This is a genomic window from Kitasatospora sp. NPDC036755 (assembly GCF_040636595.1).
GTDB lineage: Bacteria > Actinomycetota > Actinomycetes > Streptomycetales > Streptomycetaceae > Kitasatospora.
This window is the reverse complement of the sequence record NZ_JBEZUT010000032.1, coordinates 12,231-34,321: the sequence shown is the minus strand read 5'-3', so window position 1 is coordinate 34,321 and position 22,091 is coordinate 12,231. Positions and strand designations below refer to the sequence as shown.

Here is a 22,091-nt window from a genome sequence, read left to right as displayed (position 1 = left end):
AAGCGGCCTCCCGCGGGCGGTGCCCCCGGGGTGCCGGTCGGGCCCGGACACGCCCGTGGGCCGGGCCCCCGGAGGGGTCCGGCCCACGGTCACGGCAGGCTCAGACGGCCAGCAGGTCGACCACGAAGATCAGGGTCGAGTGCGGCGGGATCGCCGAGGTCGGCGACTGGGCACCGTAGGCCAGGTGCGACGGGATGGTCAGCTCGCGGCGGCCGCCGACCTTCATGCCCTCGACGCCCTGGTCCCAGCCCTTGATGACGCGGCCGCCGCCCAGCGGGAAGCGGAACTCGTTGGGGCTCCGGTTCCAGCTCGCGTCGAACTCCTCGCCGGTCTCGAAGGTCACGCCGACGTAGCGGACGCTGACGTTCTGGCCACGCTTGGCCTCCGCGCCGTCACCGACGACGATGTCGCGGATCTGCAGCTCCGTCGGGGCGTCGCCGATCGGGAAGTCGATCTCGGGCTTCTCGTTGAGGTTGACGCTCACAGTCCCTCTTCTCACATTCGCTTGCATTCACGACCAAGCGGCGGGCGTCCGCACCCGGTCCGTTCCCGGACCACCGTACGGGCGCCCGCCGCCCGTCCGGGTCCGGCCACGCGGCCGGACCCGAAGGTCACACGTCGACCATTGTCACCCGAAAGTGGATCAGCCCTGACCCGCGTCCAGAATGTCCACCACGAAGACCAGCGTCGCGCCGGGCGGGATGTCGCCCTGGCCCTTGTCGCCGTAGCCCAGCGAGGCGGGGATCACCAGCTCGACCCGGCTGCCGACAGTCTGGCCCTCCAGGCCCTGGTCCCAGCCCTGGATGACCTGGCCGCCGCCGACCGGGAAGCTGAACGCCTGGCCCTTGCTGAGCGAGGAGTCGAACACCTTGCCGCTGGAGAACAGCGCGCCGGTGTACTGGACGACGACCTTCTCGCCCTTCTCGACCTTCGGCCCGGTGCCCTTGATCAGCACGTGCGACTTCAGCTCGGTCGGGTCCTTGGCCCCGGCCACCGGGGTGATCTCGGCCGGCTTCTTGCCGTTGTCCTTGACCTGCGGGAAGTCCGCGGGCGGCGGGGTGACGGTGCCGCTCACCACGGAGTCGGGCGCGTTGGCGTTGCGGATGTCGATCACGAACACCAGGTCGTCCTTGGCGCCGATCGACATGTCGGCCTTGCCCTGCTCGCCGAATGCGGCGGCCGGCGGGGCCACCACCAGCAGCCGGCTGCCGGCCTTCTTGCCGACCACGGCCTGGTCCAGCGCCGGGATCAGCGCGTCGGTGCCGGCCTGGAAGATCTGCGGCTTCCCGTTGTCGTCGTACGAGCTCGGGATGTCCTTGCCGGTGTTCCAGTCCTTGGCGGTGTAGTCCACCGAGGTCCAGGAGTTCTTCTCCACCTTGGCGCCGGTGCCCTCGGTGAGCACCTTGACCACGAAGGAGCCGTCGGAGGCCTCGCCCGGGATCTGGATCTCGGCCTTCTTGCCGAAGTCCCCGGCGACCGTCGGCAGCACCTTGGCGCTGTCCTTGATCGGCGGCACCGGCGCGGCGGTCGGCGTGGGCGGCGCGGACTTGGTCGCGTCCGCCTGGGCCGCGGTGCCGTCCTTGGAGCCGTCCTTGTTCACCATGTAGAGCGTGACACCGCTGCCGACCAGCAGCAGGGCGATCACCGTGCCGAGGATCACTCCCAGCTTGCCGACGCCGGGCGGGTTCTCGTCGTACCCGGCCTCCGAGGTGTCGCTCTTGCGCACGTTGGAGGCGAAGATCTGCGGGGCGTCGTCCGTCTTGGTCCCGCCCGCGGCGCGCTGCGCCTCGCCGGGCTGCGCCCAGCCGGCCTGCTGCGCCAGGATCGCCGGGGGGACGACGATCGACTCGCGGTCCCCGCCGACCGGACCGCCGGGGCGGGAGGCGGCCGGGTCGCCCGCAGAACCGTCGTTCGCCGCGGTGCCGGCCCCGCCCGGGCTCGGCGTCTTCTCAGTCATGACTCCCCATCCATCTCGCCACGAGGTCTTCCAGGTCTGCTCCGGCGTGGGCACGCCGGCCTGCGGTCGCACCGCCCGCCCGGACCTCGGCGCCGGGCGGCGCCTGCCACAGTGCGTGGGCAGTATGACAGCTCAGGATGAGGGCGGACGCTTCGTTGTACGAGCGTCCGCCCAAGCGTACGGAATCCCCCCGGCCAGTTCATAGGGCGTGTCTCAGACCGCTTCGAGAATGTCGATCACGAAGACCAGGGTCGAGTTCGCGGGCACCGAGCCCTGCGCCTTGTCCTGGTAACCGAGCGACGGCGGCACCACGAGCAGGACGCGGCTGCCCACGTTCTGCCCGACCAGGCCCTTGTCCCAGCCCTCGATCACGCTGCCGGTGCCGATCTGCACCGCCTGCGCCCCGCCGTGCGTCCAGGAGGCGTCGAACTGCTGGCCGTTGGCCCACAGCACCCCGGTGTACTGCACCACCAGGGTCTGCCCGCTCTTGACCTGCTTGCCCTCGCCCTTGATCAGCACCGCCTGCTGGAGGTCGGTGGGCGCGGCCTGCCCGGCCGGGAGGGTGATCGTCGCCGGCGCCTTGCCGTTGTCCTTGACCTGCGGCATCGTCGCGGCCGGCTCGGTCATGGTCCCGGTCAGCGTGGAGTCCGGCGGCAGGCTCTCCATGATGTCCAGCACGAACACCACGGTGTCGCCCTTGTTGACGCCCAGCTGGCCGGAGCCCTGCTCGCCGAAGGCGGCGGCCGGCGGGGCCACCACCAGCAGCCGGGTGCCGACCTTCTTGCCGATCACGCTCTGGTCCAGCGCGGGCACCAGCTGCCCGCTGCCGGCCTGGTAGAGCTGCGGCTTGCCGTTGGCGTCGTACGAGCTGGGCAGGTCCTTGCCGGTGGTCCAGTCCTTGGCGGTGTAGTTGACCGTCACCCAGTCGCCCTTGTTGACGGTGGCCCGCTCGCCCTCGCTGACCGTGTTCACCACGAACTGTCCGCTGGGCTGCTGCCCCTCGGGGATGGTGATGGTGGCCTTGCTGCCGAATCCGCCACCCGAAAGAGTGGGCATCGGTGACGCCTCGCCGACCGGCGCGGGCACCGTCGGGGCGGCGCTCGCCGGGGAGGGCGACGCCGGGCCGGCCGCCTTGGGCGAGCTGCTGCAGGCGACGGCCAGCAGCAGCGGCAGGGTGAGAAGCAAACCGGCGGTGCGGCGCACGGTGGTCCTAACTGTCGGTCGAAGTCGGCTCTCCTGACTCGACGGACAGCGTATGCCCGGCACGCGTCCGGCCCCGGTAGGCACCACCGGGGCCGGCTCCAGCGTGTTGATCTTGGCGCGTCGCCCGCGCGCCCCGGGCTACATCCCCGCGATCAGCTTCTCCACCCTCTCGTCGACCGAGCGGAACGGGTCCTTGCACAGCACCGTGCGCTGCGCCTGGTCGTTCAGCTTCAGGTGCACCCAGTCCACCGTGAAGTCCCGGCGCTGCTCCTGCGCCCGGCGGATGAAGTCCCCGCGCAGCCGGGCCCGGGTGGTCTGCGGCGGGATCGACTTGGCCTCGAAGGTCTTGAGGTCGGTGGTCACCCGCTGCGCCTGGCCCTTGCCCTGGAGCAGGTAGAACAGCCCGCGGCGGCGGTGGATGTCGTGGTACGCGAGGTCGATCTGGGCGACCCGCGGGTTGGACATGCTCATCTGGTGCTTCTCGCGGTAGCGCTCGATGAGCTTGTACTTCATGATCCAGTCGATCTCCTGGGCCACCCCGTCCAGCCGCTCGGAGCGGACGGCCTCCAGGGTGCGGCCCCAGAGGTCGAGCACCCGGCCGACGGTGCCGGTGTTGATGCCCTTGCGGTCCGCGAACTCCAGCGCCTTGGTGTAGTACTCCTCCTGGATGTCCAGCGCGCTGGCCTCCCGGCCGTTGGCGAGCCGCACCTGGTGGGTGCCGGTGAGGTCGTGGCTGACCTCGCGGATCGCCCGGATCGGGTTCTCCAGGGTGAGGTCGCGCATCACCACGCCGGCCTCGATCAGCCGCAGCACCAGGTCGGTGGCGCCGACCTTGAGCAGCGTCGTGGTCTCCGACATGTTGGAGTCGCCGACGATCACGTGCAGCCGGCGGTACCGCTCGGCGTCCGCGTGCGGCTCGTCCCGGGTGTTGATGATGGGGCGCGAGCGGGTGGTGGCGGAGCTGACGCCCTCCCAGATGTGCTCGGCCCGCTGGCTGACGCAGTACACCGCGCCGCGCGGGGTCTGGAGCACCTTGCCGGCGCCGCAGATCAGCTGGCGGGTGACCAGGAAGGGGATCAGCACGTCCGCCAGCCGGGAGAACTCGCCGTGCCGGGCCACCAGGTAGTTCTCGTGGCAGCCGTAGGAGTTGCCGGCCGAGTCGGTGTTGTTCTTGAAGAGGTAGACGTCCCCCGCGATGCCCTCCTCGTGCAGCCGCCGCTCGGCGTCCACCAGGAGCCCCTCGAGGATGCGCTCCCCGGCCTTGTCGTGGGTCACCAGCTCGACGACGTCGTCGCACTCGGGGGTGGCGTACTCGGGGTGGGAGCCGACGTCGAGGTACAGGCGGGCGCCGTTGCGCAGGAAGACGTTGCTGCTGCGCCCCCAGGAGACGACCCGGCGGAACAGGTACCGCGCCACCTCGTCCGGCGACAGCCGTCGCTGCCCGCGGAACGTGCAGGTCACGCCGTACTCGTTCTCCAGCCCGAAGATCCGGCGGTCCATGAGCACTCCATTCTTGTCGGAGCTGTCCGAAACCGCCTCCACGACGACTGGGCCGCCGCAGGGGCACGGGAGTCCCGCACGGCGGCGGCAGGGCCGCCGCACGGGACTCCGCAGGAACTGCTACACCGGCGTACCGTCCGCCGGATCGTCCTCGTCGTCCGCCTCGGCGGACTGGTCCCCGTCGAGCAGCCGGCCCAGCTGGTTGCCCAGGATCCGCTTGAACTTGCGCTGCTGGAACCGCTGGCGGTCGAGGACCGCCACCTCCAGCTGTTCCGGTGTGAGGCTGCGCGGGCTGCCGCCGTTGGGGTCGCGGGCGAGCGAGTCCACCGCGACCTTCACCGCCTCGGTGAGGCTCAACCCGGCCCGGTGGCGCTGGCCCAGGTAGTTGCCGATCGAGTCGGCGTTGCCGCCGACCACCACGTAGTTCTTCTCGTCGACGACCGAGCCGTCCGGGGTGAGCCGGTAGATCTGGTCGTTGTCGGGGGTGCGGCCGACCTCGGCCACGATCAGCTCGACCTCGTACGGCTTCTCGCCGACCGAGGAGAAGATCGTGCCCAGGGTCTGGGCGTACACGTTGGCCAGGCCCCGGGCCGTGACGTCGGCCCGGTCGTAGGAGTAGCCGCGCAGGTCGGCGTAGCGGACGCCGCCGATGCGCAGGTTCTCGAACTCGTTGTAGCGGCCGACCGCCGCGAAGGCGATCTTGTCGTAGATCTCGGAGACCTTGTGGAGCGCCCTGGAGGTGTTCTCCGCGACGAAGACGATGCCGTCGGCGTAGGTGAGCACGACCACGCTGCGGCCGCGCGCGATGCCCTTGCGGGCGTACTCCGCGCGGTCCGCCATGGCCTGCTGGGGGGAGACGTAGAACGGTGTCGACACCGGCGGTCGTCCCTTTCCTGTGAGGTGGAAGCTAGATCAGCGGGGCCTGCGGGCCGTTGGGCCGGGCCAGGCGCTCGTCGGTGATGGCGACGGCGACTTCCGTGACCTCCGCCTCGGTGAGCCGGCGGAAGCCGTCCTCGGTGATCAGCGAGACGATCGGGAAGATCTTGCGGGCGAGGTCCGGGCCGCCGGTGGCGGAGTCGTCGTCCGCCGCGTCGTACAGCGCCTGGACGACCATGGTGACGGCCTGGTCGGCCGTCAGGTCCTCGCGGAAGAGCTTCTTCATCGAGCCGCGGGCGAAGACCGAGCCCGAGCCGGTGGCGGTGAAGCCCCGCTCCTCGGAGCGCCCGCCGGTGACGTCGTAGTTGAAGATCCGGCCGCGGCCGAGGTCCAGGTCGTAGCCGGCGAACAGCGGCACCACCGCGAGGCCCTGCATCGCCATGCCGAGGTTGCCCCGGATCATGGTGGTGAGCCGGTTGGCCTTGCCCTCCAGGGAGAGGGTGGTGCCCTCGATCTTCTCGTAGTGCTCCAGCTCCAGTTGGAACAGCCGGACCATCTCGATCGCGAGGCCCGCGGTGCCGGCGATGCCGACCGCGCTGAACTCGTCGGCCGGGAAGACCTTCTCCATGTCGCGCTGGGCGATCACGTTGCCCATCGTCGCCCGCCGGTCACCCGCGATCACCACGCCGCCGTCGAAGATCGCGGCCACGATCGTGGTCCCGTGCGGGGCCTCGACCATGACGCCCTCGGGGAGCCCGCGGCGGCCCGGGAGCAGCTCCGGCTGGTGGTCGGCGAGGAAGTCGATGAACGACGACGACCCCGGGGTCAGGAAGGCAGCCGGTAGACGCCCGGTGCCACGAGTGTTGGCTTCCACACGATTCCTTCCAGGTAGCTTGAAGCGCGCGCTGCCCGCACCCTACCCGCCCGACGATCACTGTCCACGGGTGGAGGGGCCGGTGCCGGACGGCCGGGCGGTGCTCGCCGCCCGGCCGCCCCGAACGGTCGCGACCGTGAATTCGGAATACCGGTGCCGGGCTATTGCCCGCCCTTCTGGACGAATCCCCGCACGAAATCCTCGGCATTCGACTCGAGGACCTCGTCGATTTCGTCCAGCACCGCGTCGACGTCGTCGCTCAGCTTTTCCTGGCGCTCCTTGAGGTCGTCGGAATTCTGGCTTTCCGCGGCCTGCTCCTCGACCTCCTCGGAGGAACGGTTCGCCCGCTGCTGGCCGCCGCCGGTGTCCTTGCTCGCCATTTCCCTCACCCCGCTCGATTCGTCTGGCACGGTTCGGTCGCTGCTTGCTGCACCGACCCTATACACAAGGTGCGACTGCCGCTCCCGGTTTGCCGGTGGCGCTTCCTGTCCAACACCCGCTGCCACCCCGGATGATTCCCATTCGGCGGACGTTCACCCATGGTGATCGAAAAGTTACCCGCCGGACAGCACGCGCAGCAGGTCCTCGGCCGTGCGGCAGCGGTCCAGCAGCTCCTTGACGTGGTTGCGGGTGCCCCGCAGCGGCTCCAGGGTGGGAACGCGCTGCAACGAGTCCCGGCCCGGCAGGTCGAAGATCACCGAGTCCCAGGAGGCCGCCGCGACGTGCTCCGCGTACTGCTCCAGGCAGCGCCCGCGGAAGTACGCCCTGGTGTCCTCCGGCGGCTTGGTGACGGCCCGCTCGACCTCGTCCTCGGTGAGCAGCCGCTCGAACCTCCCGCGGGCCACCAGGCGGTTGTAGAGGCCCTTCTCGGGGCGCACGTCGCTGTACTGGAGGTCGACCAGGTGCAGCCGCGGGTTGTCCCACTCCAGGGCGTCCCGGCTGCGGTAGCCCTCCAGGATCTCCCGCTTGGCGATCCAGTCCAGCTGCCTGGAGAGCGACATCGGGTCGCGCTCCAGGCGGCCCAGGACGTCCTCCCAGCGCGCGAGCACGTCCACCGTCTGCTCGTCCGCGTCGGTGCCGAAGCGGTCCTCGACGTACTTGCGGGCCAGCTCGAAGTACTCCAGCTGGAGCTGGACGGCGGTGAGCCGGCGCCCGTTGCGCAGGGTGATCAGGTGCTTGAGCGTCGGGTCGTGGGAGACCCGGTGCAGGGTGCGCACCGGCTGGTCCACGGCGAGGTCGGCGGCGATGAACGAGTCCTCGATCATCGACAGGACCAGCGAGGTGGTGCCCAGCTTGAGGTAGGTGGAGATCTCGGAGAGGTTGGCGTCCCCGATGATCACGTGCAGCCGGCGGTACTTCTCGGCATCGGCGTGCGGTTCGTCCCGGGTGTTGATGATCGGGCGCTTGAGCGTCGTCTCCAGGCCCACCTCGACCTCGAAGTAGTCGGCCCGCTGGCTGATCTGGAAGCCGTGCGCCGAGCCGTCCTGGCCGATGCCGACCCGGCCGGCGCCGGTGACCACCTGGCGGGAGACGAAGAACGGGGTGAGGTGGCGGACGATGTCGGCGAACGGCGTCGCCCGCTTCATCAGGTAGTTCTCGTGGGTGCCGTAGGAGGCGCCCTTGTTGTCGGTGTTGTTCTTGTACAGGTGGATGTTCTGCCCGTTGGGCAGTTCCAGCGCGCGTTGCGCCGCGGCCGCCATGATCCGCTCGCCGGCCTTGTCCCAGAGCACGGCGTCGCGCGGGTTGGTCACCTCGGGCGAGCTGTACTCGGGGTGCGCGTGGTCCACGTAGAACCGGGCCCCGTTGGTGAGGATGACGTTGGCGAGGCCGATGTCCTCGTCGGTGAGCTGGCTGGCGTCCGCGACCTCGCGGGCCAGGTCGAACCCCCGTGCGTCGCGCAGCGGATTCTCCTCCTCGAAGTCCCAGCGGGCCCGCCGTGCCCGGTGCATCGCCGCCGCGTACGCGTTGACGATCTGGGACGAGGTGAGCATGGCGTTGGCGTTGGGGTGCCCGGGCACGGAGATCCCGTACTCGGTCTCGATGCCCATCACGCGCCGTACGGTCATGCGGCCCTCCTTGCCCGGTGCGCCGCCCCCGACGGGCGGAGCACTCTGACGTACCGCCGAACAACACCGACGCCGGGCCTCTGCCCGCGCACGGTGGGTCGAGCCTAGAACCCGGCCCCGAGCGGCGGGCCCGGAGACGCGCCGTCCGGCTGCGGGGCCGCGAGGCGCCACAGCCGGACGGGGTGCGTACAGCTCCGGGGACCGCTGCCGGCCCGGACAACCGCGTGCTTACAGGTACTGCCCCGTGTTGGCGACAGTGTCGATCGAGCGGCCGGACTCGGCGCCCTGCTTGCCGGTGACCAGCGTGCGGATGAAGACGATCCGCTCGCCCTTCTTGCCGGAGATGCGGGCCCAGTCGTCCGGGTTGGTGGTGTTCGGGAGGTCCTCGTTCTCCTTGAACTCGTCCACGCAGGCGGCGAGCAGGTGGGAGACGCGCAGGCCCCGCTGACCGTGGTCGAGGAAGTCCTTGATGGCCATCTTCTTCGCGCGGTCGACGATGTTCTGGATCATCGCGCCGGAGTTGAAGTCCTTGAAGTACAGGACCTCCTTGTCACCGTTGGCGTAGGTGACCTCCAGGAAGCGGTTCTCCTCCGTCTCGGAGTACATCCGCTCCACCACCGACTGGATCATCGCGGCCACCGTGGTCTCCACGGAGCCGTCGTGCTCCTTGAGGTCGTCCGGGTGGAACGGCAGCGAGTCCTTGAGGTACTTGGAGAAGATGTCCTTCGCGGCCTCGGCGTCCGGGCGCTCGATCTTGATCTTGACGTCCAGGCGGCCGGGCCGCAGGATCGCCGGGTCGATCATGTCCTCGCGGTTCGAGGCGCCGATGACGATGACGTTCTCCAGGCCCTCCACGCCGTCGATCTCGGCGAGCAGCTGCGGGACGATGGTGTTCTCCACGTCCGAGCTGACGCCGGAGCCGCGGGTGCGGAACAGCGACTCCATCTCGTCGAAGAAGACGATGACGGGCGTGCCCTCGCCCGCCTTCTCCCGGGCCCGCTGGAAGACCAGGCGGATCTGGCGCTCGGTCTCGCCCACGTACTTGTTGAGCAGCTCCGGGCCCTTGATGTTGAGGAAGTAGCTCTTCCCCTGGGGGCGGCCGGTGACCTCGGCGACCTTCTTGGCCAGCGAGTTGGCGACCGCCTTGGCGATCAGCGTCTTGCCGCAGCCGGGCGGGCCGTAGAGCAGCACGCCCTTGGGCGGGCGCAGCTCGTACTCCTTGAAGAGGTCGGCGTGCAGGTAGGGCAGCTCGACCGCGTCGCGGATCAGCTCGATCTGGTTGCTCAGGCCGCCGATCTGGCGGTAGTCGATGTCCGGGACCTCCTCGAGGACCAGCTCCTCGACCTCGGCCTTCGGCACGACCTCGAAGACGTAGCCGGAGCGGGGCTCCAGCAGCAGCGCGTCCCCGGCCCGGATGGTCAGCCCGCGCAGCGGCTCGGCGAGGCGGACCACGCGCTCCTCGTCGGTGTGCCCCAGGACCAGGGCGCGCTCGCCGTCCTCCAGGAGCTCCTTGAGGGTGACGATCTCACCGATGTTCTCGAAGGCCATCGCGTCCACGATGTTGAGGGCCTCGTTGAGCATCACTTCCTGGCCGCGCCGCACCTCGTCGAGGGCGACGTTGGGGCTGACGTTCACGCGGAGCTTGCGCCCCCCGGTGAAGATGTCCGCGGTGCCGTCCTCGTTCGCGTCGAGGAAGGTGCCGAAGCCGGCCGGGGGCTGTGCGAGCCGGTCCACTTCCTCCTTGAGGGCCACGATCTGGTCGCGGGCCTCGCGCAGGGTGGAGGCGAGCCGTTCGTTCTGGGCGGTCACGCCCGCCAGGTTGGTCTGGAGCTCGACGATCCGCTCTTCGAGGATCCTCGAATTGCGCGGCGAGTCGGCGAGCTTGCGGCGCAACACGGCGATTTCCTGCTCAAGGTACGAGACCTGAGCGGCCTCGTCGGAACCACGAGCGGGCCTGCCGGTGCTGCGGTTGTAGTCGTCATCGTGGGCTGCCACGGTCCTCACCTCCTCCGGGGAGCTGGACGCTTCCAGACCCTACCTGGGACCAGGGGTCCGTAAACCCCTAGATCAAGAAAGATGGAACGGGCGTGTCCGATCTTCGCCCCAGCGCGCTTCCCCTCTGCTAAGGGGGATACCCACCGCGCACCACCCAAAGCGGGCCAGATGTATCGTCGACCGAAGTGATATCCGATCGCGACCACAAGTCGAGGTCCGATCGTTGTACGAATGGCGGGATTGCTCCAGGAATAGGGGCGACCCGGGACAGAAACGGCAGGGGACCATGTCGGTGACCGAGCAGACGGCGGCAGCGGCCGAGGCGCTGGAGGTGTGGATCGACCAGGATCTGTGCACCGGCGACGGCATCTGCGCGCAGTACGCACCCGAGGTCTTCGAGCTCGACATCGACGGGCTGGCCTACGTGAAGGGACCGGACGACGAGCTGCGCCAGCAGCCCGGGGAGACGGCCCCGGTGCCGCTGACGATCCTTCAGGACGTGGTGGACTCGGCGAAGGAGTGCCCCGGCGACTGCATCCACGTGCGCCGGGTCGCCGACCGGGTCGAGGTCTACGGGCCGGACGCCGAGTAGGCGACGCGGGGCGGTCGGTCCGTCACACGGCGGAGACCGGGGCGGCGGTCTGGGAGCGTTCCCAGCCGCCGCCCCTGTGCGTCCAGGTGAGGTCGATCGAGATGTCGGGGCGGAAGCGCGGCACGTCCTCGCTCGAATACCCCTGCGCGTGGCCGGTGATGGCGCCGTCCGAGCGCACCGCGATCCGGCTCACGGTGAGGTTCTCGCGCTCGGGGAGCAGGGTGGCCACCACCTCGGGCCGCCCGCCCGTACCGAAGCCGAGCAGGTAGACGGCGTCCGGCGGGGTGCCGGTCTCGGTGGCGCAGTGCGCGGCGACCACCGTGGCGGCCCGCCCGTCGCCGAGCAGCGCGGAGGCGCTGAGCGCCGTCCTGACCGGGAACGGGCCGCAGTCGAGCGGGAGTTGGACCTGCGCCGGGTCGGGGCCCGCGCTCGCCGCGAGGGAGGTGACCGCGGGGTGGACGGACACCGGGGTGCCGGTCGCCGGGGAGGCGGCGAGCGCCGCCCCCACCACCGCGCCGCAGCCGGCCAGGGCGACGGCCCAGTGCCAGGGGGCGGTGCGCGCGTGCCCGGGCCCGGTGCGGCCCCGCGGTGTCTGCTGTCCGGCCTGCGCCGTCGTCGTCCCGACCGCGGTCTCCACCAGGCGTCCCCTCCAGGGCTCCGGCCACCAAAGCGTGAGCGAGCATCGTCCCACACCGGGATCGGCGCAATGCCGAAGGGGTGGCCGCGAGCGACGTGCTCGCGGCCACCCCTTCTCGGTGGTTCCGGCTCAGCCCAGGTCGGGCTGGTCCGTCTCCTGGGCGCGGGCGGCCTTGCGGGCGGCGGCACGGTCCTGGAGGGAGGGCTCGGGCGCCCCGTTGTCGTAGTCCTCGCCGTACGCGCCCTTGGCCGGGCGGCGGCGGCGCAGCGGCGGCTCCACGCCGTCCGCCAGGCGGCGGGCGGTGAGCAGGAAGCCGGTGTGCCCGATCATCCGGTGGTCCGGGCGGACGGCCAGGCCCTCCAGGTGCCAGGTGCGGACCATGGTCTCCCAGGCCTGCGGCTCGGTGAAGGTGCCGTGCTCGCGCAGCGCCTCGACGGTCTTGGACATCTGCGTGGTGGTGGCCACGTAGCAGCAGATGAGGCCGCCGGGGACGAGCGCCTTGGAGGCGACGTCCAGGCACTCCCAGGGGGCCAGCATGTCGAGGATGACGCGGTCGACGTCGGTCTCGACCAGGTTGTCCTGGAGGTCGCCGACGGTGAGCTTCCACGCCGGGTGCGGGCCGCCGAAGTAGCGCTCGACGTTCCCCTGGGCGATGTCGGCGAAGTCCTGCCGGCGCTCGTAGGAGGCGAGCAGGCCCTGCTCCCCCACGGCGCGCAGCAGGTACGTGCTGAGCGCGCCCGAGCCGACACCGGCCTCGACCACGCGGGCACCCGCGAAGATGTCGGCCATCGCCAGGATCTGACCCGCGTCCTTGGGGTAGATCACGGCGGCGCCGCGCGGCATGGACAGGACGTAGTCGGGGAGCAGGGGGCGCAGCGCGAGGTACGGGACGTTCCCCGTGGTGCGCACGACCGTGCCCTCGGGAGCGCCGATCAGCTCGTCGTGCGGGAACGCACCCTTGTGGGTGTGGAACTGGTTCCCGGCCTGGAGCGTGAACGTGTAGTGGCGACCCTTGGGGTCGGTCAGCTGGACCTGGTCCCCGACCTGGAAGGGCCCGCGTCTGCGGGCGGCACCGGTCGGTTCGGACATGCCGACAATCCTAAGGGAAGCGGACCGGCTCGCAGGACACGGGTGATCGGCGGGCGGTCAGCGGCCGGTCAGGGCCGCGGTCAGCCGCTGCTCGATGTCGCTGAGCGCGGCGACGCCGAACACCCGGCCGTCCGACTCGACGACCAGGTACTCCCCCGCCGGGGTGGCCTGGACGGCCCGCAGCAGGTCCTCGCCGCCGAGGTCGGCGTCCAGCCGCAGCCCGGGTTCGAGGTCCCGGGCGAGCGGGCCGACGGCCACCCAGGGGCGGCGGTGCTCGGGCACCGAGCGGACGGCGGACTCGCGCACCAGGGCGATCGGCTCGCCCCGGCCGTCCACCACGATCACCGCGCCGGCCTGGGCCTCGCGGGCGCGGCGCAGCGCCTCGCCGAGCGGGGTGTCGGCGGTGACCTCGACGGCCCGCCGGGCCACCTCGCGCAGCCGCAGGCCGGGCAGCACCTCCTTGAGCCGGGCGTTGCGCAGGCTGCCGGTGGCGCCGTTCCAGATGATCGCGGCGAGCACCGCGGCCAGCACGGCGTCCACCAGGGTGTCGGTGGTGGTGCGCTCGATCCCGCGGGCGGCGCTCAGCAGCGGCAGGCCGATGAGCACGGCGACGGCGAGCCCCCGGCCGACCCAGGCGGCGGCCACGGTGCCGGCCATCGGCTTGCCGGTGATCGCCCAGACGACCGCGCGCAGCATCCGGCCGCCGTCCAGCGGCAGCCCGGGCAGCAGGTTGAAGGCGGCGACCACCAGGTTGGAGACCATCAGGCCGGTGAGCAGCACCCCGGGCACGGTGGACAGCTCCACCGCCCGCACCGCGAGGTAGAACACGCCGCCCAGCAGCAGCGAGAGCAGCGGGCCGACGAAGGCCAGCCAGAACTCCCGCCAGGGGCTCTCCGCCTCGTTCTCGATCTCGGAGACCCCGCCGAAGAACTGGAGCTGGATCCGCCGTACCCCGAGCTTGTAGCGCAGCGCGACCAGGGTGTGGGCGAGCTCGTGCACCAGGACGGAGGCGTAGAAGGCGACCGCGAAGGAGAACGCGACCAGGTAGCGGGCGCCGCCCAGGTCGGGCAGCACGTCGCCCAGCTGCCCGCCGAACACCCAGGTGATCAGTGCGGCGATGACGAACCAGGAGGGGGTCACGTAGATGGGCACGCCGAAGGGCCGGCCCATCAGGATGCCGCCGCGGCGCTCGGGCGGCGGCGGCGCCGGACGCCCGCCGCCCGCCCGCGGTGGCTGGTCGGAGGGCTGCTGCCCCCTGCTGTCGCTCACCGTGATCCCTTCGGTCGTCTCCCCCGTCGTGCCCGGTGCGCCCACGCTACGTGATCGTGGCCCTCCCGCGCCGCGCGGCCCTCCTGCTGCCTTCATACCCACTCGTCGGCCGCTCCGGCAGCACCGTGGCAGCGGGATGACGGCGAAGGGCAATAGGGTCGTGGTCATGCAGCACACCGAGACCACCAGTGCCGCCGGGCGTCCGGCGGCACCCCCGACCGGGCTCTCCCCGTCCCGAGCGGGGGACTTCCTCACCTGTCCCCTGCTGTACCGGCTGCGGGTGATCGACCGGCTGCCCGAGCCGCCGAGCTCGGCGGCGACCCGGGGCACCCTGGTGCACGCGGTGCTGGAGCGGCTGTTCGACAGCCCGGCGGCCGAGCGGACGCCGGAGCGGGCGCTGGGCCTGCTGCGCCCGCAGTGGGAGCGGCTGCTGGGCGAGCGCCCGGAGCTGGGCTCGCTCTTCCCGGACGACCCGGACGGCGCGGCGCTGACCCGCTGGCTGGCGGACGCCGAGAAGCTGGTCGGCCAGTGGTTCCGGCTGGAGGACCCGACCCGGCTGCACCCGGTGGAGCGGGAGCTCTACGTGGAGACGGCCCTGGACTCGGGGCTGCTGCTGCGCGGCTACATCGACCGGGTGGACGTCGCCCCGACCGGCGAGGTCCGGCTGGTCGACTACAAGACCGGCCGCGCGCCCTCGCGGGACTTCGAGGGCAAGGCGATGTTCCAGATGAAGTTCTACGCCCTGGTGGTGTGGCGCTGGAAGGGCGTGATCCCCAAGCGCCTCCAGCTGGTCTACCTCGGCGGCGGCGGGGACGTGGTCAGCTACGACCCGGACCAGGCGGACCTGCTCGCCGTGGAGCGCAAGCTCCAGGCACTGTGGGAGCGGATCGGCCAGGCGGTGGCCACCGGGGACTTCCCGGCCACCCGCAACCGCCTCTGCGACTGGTGCGACCATCAGGCCAGCTGCCCGGAGTTCGGCGGCACCCCGCCGCCGTACCCGCTGCCGGTCCCGCCGGCCCGTACGTCGGATGCAAGCGATCCCACGGGGGATCCGATGAGCAAGGAGTCCTAGGTGACGATCCGAGTGCTGCTGGTCGACGACCAGCCGCTGCTGCGCACCGGTTTCCGGATGATCCTGGAGGCCGAGTCCGACCTCGTGGTGGTCGGCGAGGCCGGCGACGGCCAGCAGGCGCTGGACCAGGTGCGGGCGTTGCAGCCCGACGTGGTGCTGATGGACATCCGGATGCCCAGGATGGACGGCGTCGAGGCGACCCGCCGGATCGCCGGCCCGGGGCGGGACGGCCCGGCCAAGGTGCTGGTGCTGACCACCTTCGACCTGGACGAGTACGTGGTGGAGGCGCTGCGCGCGGGCGCCAGCGGCTTCCTGCTGAAGGACGTCCCGGCCGAGGAGCTGGTGCAGGCGATCCGGGTGGTCGCGGACGGCGCGGCGATGCTGGCGCCGAGCATCACCCGCCGGCTGCTGGACATGTACGCCACCAAGCTGCCCTCGGGCGACGAGGCGCCGCCGCAGGCGCTGAGCGCGCTGACCGAGCGCGAGCTGGAGGTGCTGAAGCTGGTGGCGCGCGGGCTGTCGAACGCGGAGATCGCGGCCGAGCTGTTCGTCAGCGAGACCACCGTGAAGACCCACGTGGGCCACGTGCTGACCAAGCTCCAGCTGCGCGACCGGGTGCAGGCGGCCGTGTACGCCTACGAGAGCGGCCTGGTGCGCCCGGGAGCCCTGTAGGGGCCCGGGTGGCCCTCCAGGGGACGCAGAAACGTCACGGCGGCCCGTCCGCTCCCCGTCTCGGCGGGGATGCGGGCGGGCCGCCGTCCTGCGAGCGCTACTTGTTGGTCCGGCTGATCTCCCAGAAGCGGAAGTAGCCGGTGGTGTCGACGGTGGACTCGACGCCGGTGACGTACGAGCGGGCCGCGAAGAAGGACTTGTTCTGGTAGAGCGGGATCAGCGGCACGTTCTCGGCCTCGATCGACTGGATCTGCGCGTAGGTGGCGGCCGCGGCGCTGCGGTCGGTCTGCTTGAGGCCCTCCGGCACCAGCCGCCCGCTGATCCGCGGGTCGTCCCAACCGTGGTGGTAGGCGCCGCCGTTGATCAGCAGCGGGGCGAGGTAGTTGTCCGGGTCCGGGTAGTCGGCGAACCAGCCGATGACGTACGCCTGGTACTTGCCCTCGGACCAGCCCTTCCGGTACGAGTCCCAGTCCGCTTCCTGGGCGAGCGTCACCTGGAAGACGCCGCCGGTCTCCAGCTGCTTCTTCAGCGTCTCGGCCTCGTTGCTGCCGGCCCGCGAACGGGACCAGGTCAGGGTGAACTTGACCGGGGTCTGGATCTTGGCGTCGGCCAGGATCTTCTTCGCCTTGTTCACGTCCTGGTCGCCGTAGCGGTCGAAGAAGGCCGTGGTGTGGCCGGGCAGGCCGGCCGGGACCATCGAGTAGAGCGCCTGGACGGTGCGCGCGAAGACGTCGCGGGCCAGTGCCTTGCGGTCCATCATCTGGGCCACGGCCTGGCGCACGGCGACGTTGCTCATCAGCGGGTCCTTGGTGTTGAGGACCAGCGAACGGGTGTCGTTGCTGTCGCCCTCGGTCACCTGGAGGTCGGTCTTGCCGCCCTGCTGGTCGGAGCGGACCTGGGCGGCGGTGTTCGGCTCCAGGCTGTTGTCGGTGAGGTCGACCTCGCTGCGGTCCAGCGCGCCCTTCAGGTCCTCCGACTTGTCGAAGTACCGCACGGTGAACTTGCTGTTCCGGAGCTTCGCCTCGCCGCCGTACTTGTCGTTGGCCGACATGACGACCTTGCCCAGCTGCTTGCCGCCGCTCAGGTTCTCGACCGAGTCGAAGCGGTACGGGCCGGAGCCGATCAGCTTGTCGTTCGGGAGGACCTTGTCGGCGGGGTAGACCTGGTGGTCCACGATGGCGCCGACCGGGCTGGCCAGCTTGGCCGGCAGGGTGGCGTCCGGCGCGGAGAGGTGGAAGAGCACCTCGTTGTCGCCCTTGGCCTCGACGGACTTGATCGAGTCGAGCAGTTCGACCGGGCCGCTCGGGTCGTTGATCTTCTTGGTGCGCTCGATCGAGAACACCACGTCCTGGGCCGTCAGCGGGTGGCCGTTGGAGAACTTCTGGCCGGGCTTCAGGGTGCAGTGGTACTCGATGGCCTCACTGCCGGTGAACTCGCAGGACTGCGCGGCGTCCGGGGACGGCGAGCTGGAGGCGGCCTGGAAGGTGAGCAGCGACTGGAAGGTGTTGCGCAGCAGCAGCCAGGAGCCGGCGTCGTACGCCGCCGCCGGGTCCAGGACACCGGTCAACTGGGTGGTGCCCATGGTTATGGACTTGCCGCCGTCCCCCTTGACCACGTCGGTCACCGATCCACAGCCCGCGACCGACACGGCGACCAGACCGGCGCAACCGAGTACTGCCAGGCGTTCAGCTGAAGTCTTCACGAGGCGCGTCCTTCTGGGTGGCACGAACTGGAGTAGCGTGCCACATCGAACACGTACGACCGGTACCCGCGCAGATGACGTTTGGGACACGGTGGTTGAGGGCATCACGACGCGCCCGACGAGTTGTCAGCCAATGCCCGTTTTCTCCTGCGACGACTCCGGCGCGGAGACCCTCGGGGCCGCTTACCGGCCGGTAGGGCCGGGTCGCAATGAGACGACAATCACACGCGTGAGGCGACCAGGGAGTGCAACAGGTCGAGGTCGACCTGCTCCAGCGAGGACAGCACCAGCCGCCCCGGAGCCGGCTCGATCGCCGCCACCGAGGGCACCGCGACCACCGGGCAGCCGGCCGCCTCGCCCGCCCGCACCCCGGTCGGCGTGTCCTCGATCACCACGCAGCGGGACGGCTCCGCACCCAGCCGCCGGGCCGCCTCCAGGTACGGGTCGGGGAACGGCTTGGTGCGCGGCACCTCGTCCCCGCCGATGGTGAAGGCGAAGTGGTGGGCGCCCAGCGAGCGCAGCACGATGTCGATCACGTGCCGCTGCGAGGCGGACACCAGGGCGGCCGGAATCCCGTGCGCGGCAAGGGTGTTGAGCAGCCGCTCGGCGCCCGGCATGAGCGGCACGCCGCCGGCCAGCAGGTCCACGAAGCGCTGGTTGACCAGCACCCCGAGGTCGGCCGGCGCGATGTCCGCCCCCGTCCGGGCGACCAGGTACTCCATCACCCTGGCCATCGGGCCGCCGACCACCTGGGCGCGGTCCGCCTCGTCCAGCTCGTGGCCCAGCTCGGCGAAGAGCGAGGCCTCGGCCTGCCACCAGAAGTCCTCGGTGTCCACCAGCGTCCCGTCCATGTCCAGCAGCACCGCCTGGAGCCCGCGGCCGTCCCCGTGGTCGAGGACGCGCGTGGCGGTGGGGCTGGTCGTCATGGCAGGGGTCCTTCCGGCAGGCCCGGGACGCTCCCGGGGAAGGCTCGGGCCGGCCCGCAGGTGAGCGGACCGGCCCGTTCAGGATCATCCAGGATACGCCCGCTTCGTCCGGAAAGAGCGAACGCGGTGGAAACCGGGGGTTACCGGGCGTTGAAGTACTTCGCCTCCGGGTGGTGGATCACGATCGCGTCGGTGGACTGCTCCGGGTGCAGCTGGAACTCCTCGGAGAGCACCACGCCGATCCGCTCCGGCTTCAGCAGCTCGGCGATCTTGGCCCGGTCCTCCAGCTCGGGGCAGGCCCCGTAGCCGAGCGAGAAGCGGGCGCCGCGGTACTTGAGCGCGAACATGTCCTTGACGTCCTGCGGGTCCTCGCCGGAGAAGCCCAGCTCGTAGCGGACCCGCGCGTGCCAGAACTCGGCCAGCGCCTCGGCCAGCTGCACCGAGAGGCCGTGCAGCTCCAGGTAGTCCCGGTAGGAGTTGTCGGCGAACAGCTCGTTGGCCGCCTCCGAGATCCGGTTGCCCATGGTGACCACCTGGAGGCCCACCACGTCCCGCACCCCGGACTCCTCCGGGCGGAAGAAGTCGGCCAGGCAGAGCCGGCGCCCGCGCCGCTGGCGCGGGAAGGTGAACCGGGTGCGCTCGGTGCCGTCATCGTGGAAGACGATCAGGTCGTCGCCCTTGGAGTTGGCCGGGTAGTAGCCGTAGACCACGGCGGCCTCCAGCCAGCCCTCCGTCTGCAGCCGGTCCAGCCAGGCCCGCAGCCGCGGCCGGCCCTCGGTCTCCACCAGCTCCTCGTACGAGGGGCCCTCGCCGGTGCGCGCGGCCTTCAGGCCCCACTGCCCCTTGAACAGCGCGTCCTCGTCCAGCCAGGAGGCGTAGTCCGCGAACGGGATGCCCTTGACGATCCGGTCGCCCCAGAACGGCGGGGCGGGCACGGTGTTGTCGACGGCGACGTCGGAGCGGATCTGGCCGAGGTTGACCTCGGGCTCCGGCTCCTCCACCACGACCCGGGCGTGCCGGCGCTGCTTGAGCTCCGGCAGGGCCGCGCCCGGCACGCCGCGCTTGACCGCGATCAGCGCGTCCATCAGCCGCAGGCCCTCGAAGGCGTCCCGGGCGTAGCGGACCTCGCCCTCGTAGATCTCGTGCAGGTCCTGCTCGACGTAGGCCCGGGTGAGCGCGGCGCCGCCGAGGATCACCGGGAAGCTCGCGGCCAGCTTGCGCTGGTTCAGCTCCTCCAGGTTCTCCTTCATGATCACGGTGGACTTCACCAGCAGGCCGGACATCCCGATCACGTCCGCGTTGTGCTCCTGCGCGGCGTCCAGGATCGCCGAGACCGGCTGCTTGATGCCCAGGTTGACCACGTTGTAGCCGTTGTTGGACAGGATGATGTCGACCAGGTTCTTGCCGATGTCGTGGACGTCGCCCTTGACGGTGGCCAGCACGATGGTGCCCTTGCCCTCGCTGTCGGACTTCTCCATGTACGGCTCCAGGTGGGCCACCGCGGTCTTCATCACCTCGGCGGACTGGAGCACGAACGGCAGCTGCATCTGGCCGGAGCCGAAGAGCTCGCCGACCACCTTCATGCCGGCCAGCAGGGTGTCGTTGATGATCTCCAGCGCCGGGCGGACGGTCAGCGCCTCGTCCAGGTCGGCTTCCAGGCCGTTCCGCTCGCCGTCGATGATCCGGCGCTGCAGCCGCTCGTCCAGCGGCAGCGCGGCCAGCTCCTCGGCCTTGGAGGCCTTCACCGAGGCGGCGGAGACGCCCTCGAACAGCTCCAGCAGGCGCTGCAGCGGGTCGTAGCCGTCCCGGCGGCGGTCGTAGACCAGGTCGAGCGCGGCCTCGCGCTGGTCCTCGGGGATCCGGGAGATCGGCAGGATCTTGGAGGCGTGCACGATCGCCGAGTCCAGGCCGGCCTCCACGCACTCGTGCAGGAAGACCGAGTTGAGCACCACCCGGGCGGCCGGGTTGAGGCCGAAGGAGATGTTGGACAGGCCCAGGGTCGTCTGCACGGCGGGGTGGCGGCGCTTGAGCTCGCGGATCGCCTCGATGGTCTCGATGCCGTCCCGGCGGGACTCCTCCTGACCGGTGGCCAGGGTGAAGGTGAGGCAGTCGACCAGGATGGAGCCCTCGTCGATGCCGTAGTCGGCGGTGAGTTCGGCGATCAGCCGCTCGGCGATCGCGACCTTCGTGTCGGCGGTACGGGCCTGGCCGCTCTCGTCGATGGTCAGCGCGATCAGGCCGGCGCCGTGCTCGCGGGCCAGCGAGGCGATCCGGCCGAACCGCGAGTCGGGGGCGTTGCCGTCCTCGTAGTTGACCGAGTTGAGCACCGCGCGGCCGCCGAGCGCCTCCAGGCCGGCCCGCAGCACGGGCGGCTCGGTGGAGTCCAGCACGATCGGCAGGGTGGAGGCGGTGGCCAGCCGGCCCGCGATCTCCTTCATGTCGGCGACGCCGTCGCGGCCGACGTAGTCCACGCAGAGGTCCAGCAGGTGGGAGCCGTCCCGGATCTGGTCGCGGGCGATCTCCACGCAGGCCTGCCAGTCGCCGGCCAGCATCGACTCGCGGAACTTCTTCGAGCCGTTGGCGTTGGTGCGCTCGCCGATCGCCAGGTACGAGGTGTCCTGGCGGAACGGCACCGCCTGGTACAGCGAGGCCGCCGAGGGCTCCGGCCTCGGCTCACGGACCGCGATCGGACGGCCCTGGACCCGCTCGACCACCTGGCGCAGGTGCTCGGGGGTGGTGCCGCAGCAGCCGCCGACCAGCGAGAGGCCGTACTCGCGGGTGAACACGTCGTGGGCGTCGGCCAGTTCGGCCGGGGAGAGCGGGTAGTGGGCGCCGTCCTTGCCGAGCACCGGCAGGCCCGCGTTCGGCATGCAGGACAGGCCGATCCGGGCGTTCTTGGCGAGGTAGCGCAGGTGCTCGCTCATCTCGGCCGGGCCGGTGGCGCAGTTGAGGCCGATGTAGTCCACGCCCAGCGGCTCCAGCGCGGTGAGCGCGGCGCCGATCTCCGAGCCGAGCAGCATGGTGCCGGTGGTCTCCACCGTCACCTGCACCAGCACCGGCAGGTCCAGCCCGGCCTCGGCCAGGGCACGCTTGGAGCCCAGGATGGCGGCCTTGGTCTGCAGCAGGTCCTGGCTGGTCTCGACCAGCAGCGCGTCGGCGCCGCCGGCGATCAGGCCGGCCGCGTTCTCCTGGAACCCGTCGCGCAGGGTCTCGTACGGGGCGTGGCCGAGGGTCGGCAGCTTGGTGCCGGGGCCGATCGAGCCGAGCACCCAGCGGGTGCGGCCGTCGGCGGCGGCGTGGGCGTCGGCCACCTCGCGGGCGATCCGGGCGCCGGCCGCGGACAGCTCGAAGATCCGCTCCGCGATCTCGTACTCGCCGAGCGCGCTGAAGTTCGCGCCGAAGGTGTTGGTCTCCACGCAGTCCACGCCGACACCGAAGTAGGCCTCGTGGACGGAGCGGACGATGTCCGGGCGGGTGACGTTGAGGACCTCGTTGCAGCCTTCGAGGTTCTGGAAGTCCTCCAGCGTCGGGTCCTGCGCCTGGAGCATGGTGCCCATGGCACCGTCGGCGACCACCACCCGGGTGGCGAGTGCTTCACGAAGCGCGTTCGCGCGACTCTGCTGAGTGATGGACGGGGTGGCTGCTGTGGCCATGGGGCTTC

At 70.9% G+C, this 22,091-nt stretch carries 18 protein-coding genes; 3 read left to right on the top strand and 15 right to left on the bottom strand.

The window, feature by feature from the left end:
• Positions 1 to 100: 100 nt before the first annotated feature.
• The 9 genes from AB0E96_RS07660 to arc form a co-directional block, all read right to left on the bottom strand.
• Positions 101 to 484, bottom strand: a complete 384-nt coding sequence (locus AB0E96_RS07660; protein WP_359819848.1) for an FKBP-type peptidyl-prolyl cis-trans isomerase — start codon at positions 482 to 484, stop codon at positions 101 to 103.
• 159 nt (positions 485 to 643) lie between these two features.
• On the bottom strand, positions 644 to 1,957 hold the full coding sequence (locus tag AB0E96_RS07655; RefSeq protein WP_359819846.1) for an FKBP-type peptidyl-prolyl cis-trans isomerase: 1,314 nt from the start codon (positions 1,955 to 1,957) through the stop codon (positions 644 to 646).
• 213 nt (positions 1,958 to 2,170) lie between these two features.
• On the bottom strand, positions 2,171 to 3,160 hold the full coding sequence (locus tag AB0E96_RS07650) for an FKBP-type peptidyl-prolyl cis-trans isomerase (RefSeq protein ID WP_359819844.1): 990 nt from the start codon (positions 3,158 to 3,160) through the stop codon (positions 2,171 to 2,173).
• A 138-nt stretch (positions 3,161 to 3,298) separates the two neighbouring features.
• Positions 3,299 to 4,660, bottom strand: coding sequence for a Pup--protein ligase (gene pafA / locus AB0E96_RS07645; protein ID WP_359819842.1), 1,362 nt, complete (start codon positions 4,658 to 4,660; stop codon positions 3,299 to 3,301).
• Between the two features lie 120 nt (positions 4,661 to 4,780).
• Positions 4,781 to 5,536: a proteasome subunit alpha gene (gene prcA, locus AB0E96_RS07640; protein WP_359819840.1), complete on the bottom strand. Its 756-nt coding sequence runs from the start codon at positions 5,534 to 5,536 to the stop codon at positions 4,781 to 4,783.
• A 31-nt stretch (positions 5,537 to 5,567) separates the two neighbouring features.
• On the bottom strand, positions 5,568 to 6,410 hold the full coding sequence (gene prcB, locus AB0E96_RS07635) for a proteasome subunit beta (protein ID WP_359819837.1): 843 nt from the start codon (positions 6,408 to 6,410) through the stop codon (positions 5,568 to 5,570).
• A gap of 161 nt (positions 6,411 to 6,571) precedes the next feature.
• The gene (locus AB0E96_RS07630; RefSeq protein WP_188299085.1) at positions 6,572 to 6,790 is read right to left on the bottom strand and encodes a ubiquitin-like protein Pup; all 219 of its coding nucleotides are present in this window, start codon (positions 6,788 to 6,790) and stop codon (positions 6,572 to 6,574) included.
• 174 nt (positions 6,791 to 6,964) lie between these two features.
• Positions 6,965 to 8,476, bottom strand: a complete 1,512-nt coding sequence (gene dop, locus AB0E96_RS07625; RefSeq protein ID WP_359819835.1) for a depupylase/deamidase Dop — start codon at positions 8,474 to 8,476, stop codon at positions 6,965 to 6,967.
• A gap of 228 nt (positions 8,477 to 8,704) precedes the next feature.
• Positions 8,705 to 10,471, bottom strand: a complete 1,767-nt coding sequence (gene arc, locus AB0E96_RS07620; protein ID WP_359819833.1) for a proteasome ATPase — start codon at positions 10,469 to 10,471, stop codon at positions 8,705 to 8,707.
• A gap of 286 nt (positions 10,472 to 10,757) precedes the next feature.
• Here arc and AB0E96_RS07615 point away from each other — a divergent pair, with 286 nt between their 5' ends.
• Positions 10,758 to 11,063 carry a ferredoxin gene (locus AB0E96_RS07615; protein ID WP_316520352.1) on the top strand — a complete coding sequence of 102 codons (306 nt, stop codon included), beginning with the start codon at positions 10,758 to 10,760 and terminating at the stop codon, positions 11,061 to 11,063.
• A gap of 22 nt (positions 11,064 to 11,085) precedes the next feature.
• Here AB0E96_RS07615 and AB0E96_RS07610 read toward each other — a convergent pair whose 3' ends face one another.
• The 3 genes from AB0E96_RS07610 to AB0E96_RS07600 form a co-directional block, all read right to left on the bottom strand.
• Positions 11,086 to 11,700 carry a hypothetical protein gene (locus AB0E96_RS07610; protein WP_359819831.1) on the bottom strand — a complete coding sequence of 205 codons (615 nt, stop codon included), beginning with the start codon at positions 11,698 to 11,700 and terminating at the stop codon, positions 11,086 to 11,088.
• Between the two features lie 129 nt (positions 11,701 to 11,829).
• Positions 11,830 to 12,789, bottom strand: coding sequence for a tRNA (adenine-N1)-methyltransferase (locus AB0E96_RS07605; protein ID WP_359819829.1), 960 nt, complete (start codon positions 12,787 to 12,789; stop codon positions 11,830 to 11,832).
• Between the two features lie 57 nt (positions 12,790 to 12,846).
• On the bottom strand, positions 12,847 to 14,058 hold the full coding sequence (locus tag AB0E96_RS07600) for a site-2 protease family protein (protein ID WP_359819826.1): 1,212 nt from the start codon (positions 14,056 to 14,058) through the stop codon (positions 12,847 to 12,849).
• A 166-nt stretch (positions 14,059 to 14,224) separates the two neighbouring features.
• On the opposite strand from AB0E96_RS07600, the gene AB0E96_RS07595 reads away from it, so the two are divergent.
• Together AB0E96_RS07595 and AB0E96_RS07590 are read left to right on the top strand one after the other, a co-directional pair.
• Positions 14,225 to 15,130: a RecB family exonuclease gene (locus AB0E96_RS07595; RefSeq protein ID WP_359819823.1), complete on the top strand. Its 906-nt coding sequence runs from the start codon at positions 14,225 to 14,227 to the stop codon at positions 15,128 to 15,130.
• Positions 15,131 to 15,802: a response regulator transcription factor gene (locus tag AB0E96_RS07590; protein WP_188299078.1), complete on the top strand. Its 672-nt coding sequence runs from the start codon at positions 15,131 to 15,133 to the stop codon at positions 15,800 to 15,802.
• 97 nt (positions 15,803 to 15,899) lie between these two features.
• Here AB0E96_RS07590 and AB0E96_RS07585 read toward each other — a convergent pair whose 3' ends face one another.
• The 3 genes from AB0E96_RS07585 to metH form a co-directional block, all read right to left on the bottom strand.
• Positions 15,900 to 17,504 (bottom strand): ABC transporter substrate-binding protein, encoded by a 1,605-nt coding sequence (locus AB0E96_RS07585; RefSeq protein WP_359819821.1) that lies wholly within the window; start codon positions 17,502 to 17,504, stop codon positions 15,900 to 15,902.
• A 221-nt stretch (positions 17,505 to 17,725) separates the two neighbouring features.
• Positions 17,726 to 18,430 (bottom strand): HAD family phosphatase, encoded by a 705-nt coding sequence (locus AB0E96_RS07580; protein ID WP_359819819.1) that lies wholly within the window; start codon positions 18,428 to 18,430, stop codon positions 17,726 to 17,728.
• Between the two features lie 140 nt (positions 18,431 to 18,570).
• A complete protein-coding gene (gene metH, locus AB0E96_RS07575) occupies positions 18,571 to 22,083 on the bottom strand; it encodes a methionine synthase (protein ID WP_359819816.1) in 3,513 nt (1,170 codons plus the stop codon).
• Positions 22,084 to 22,091 lie beyond the last annotated feature (8 nt).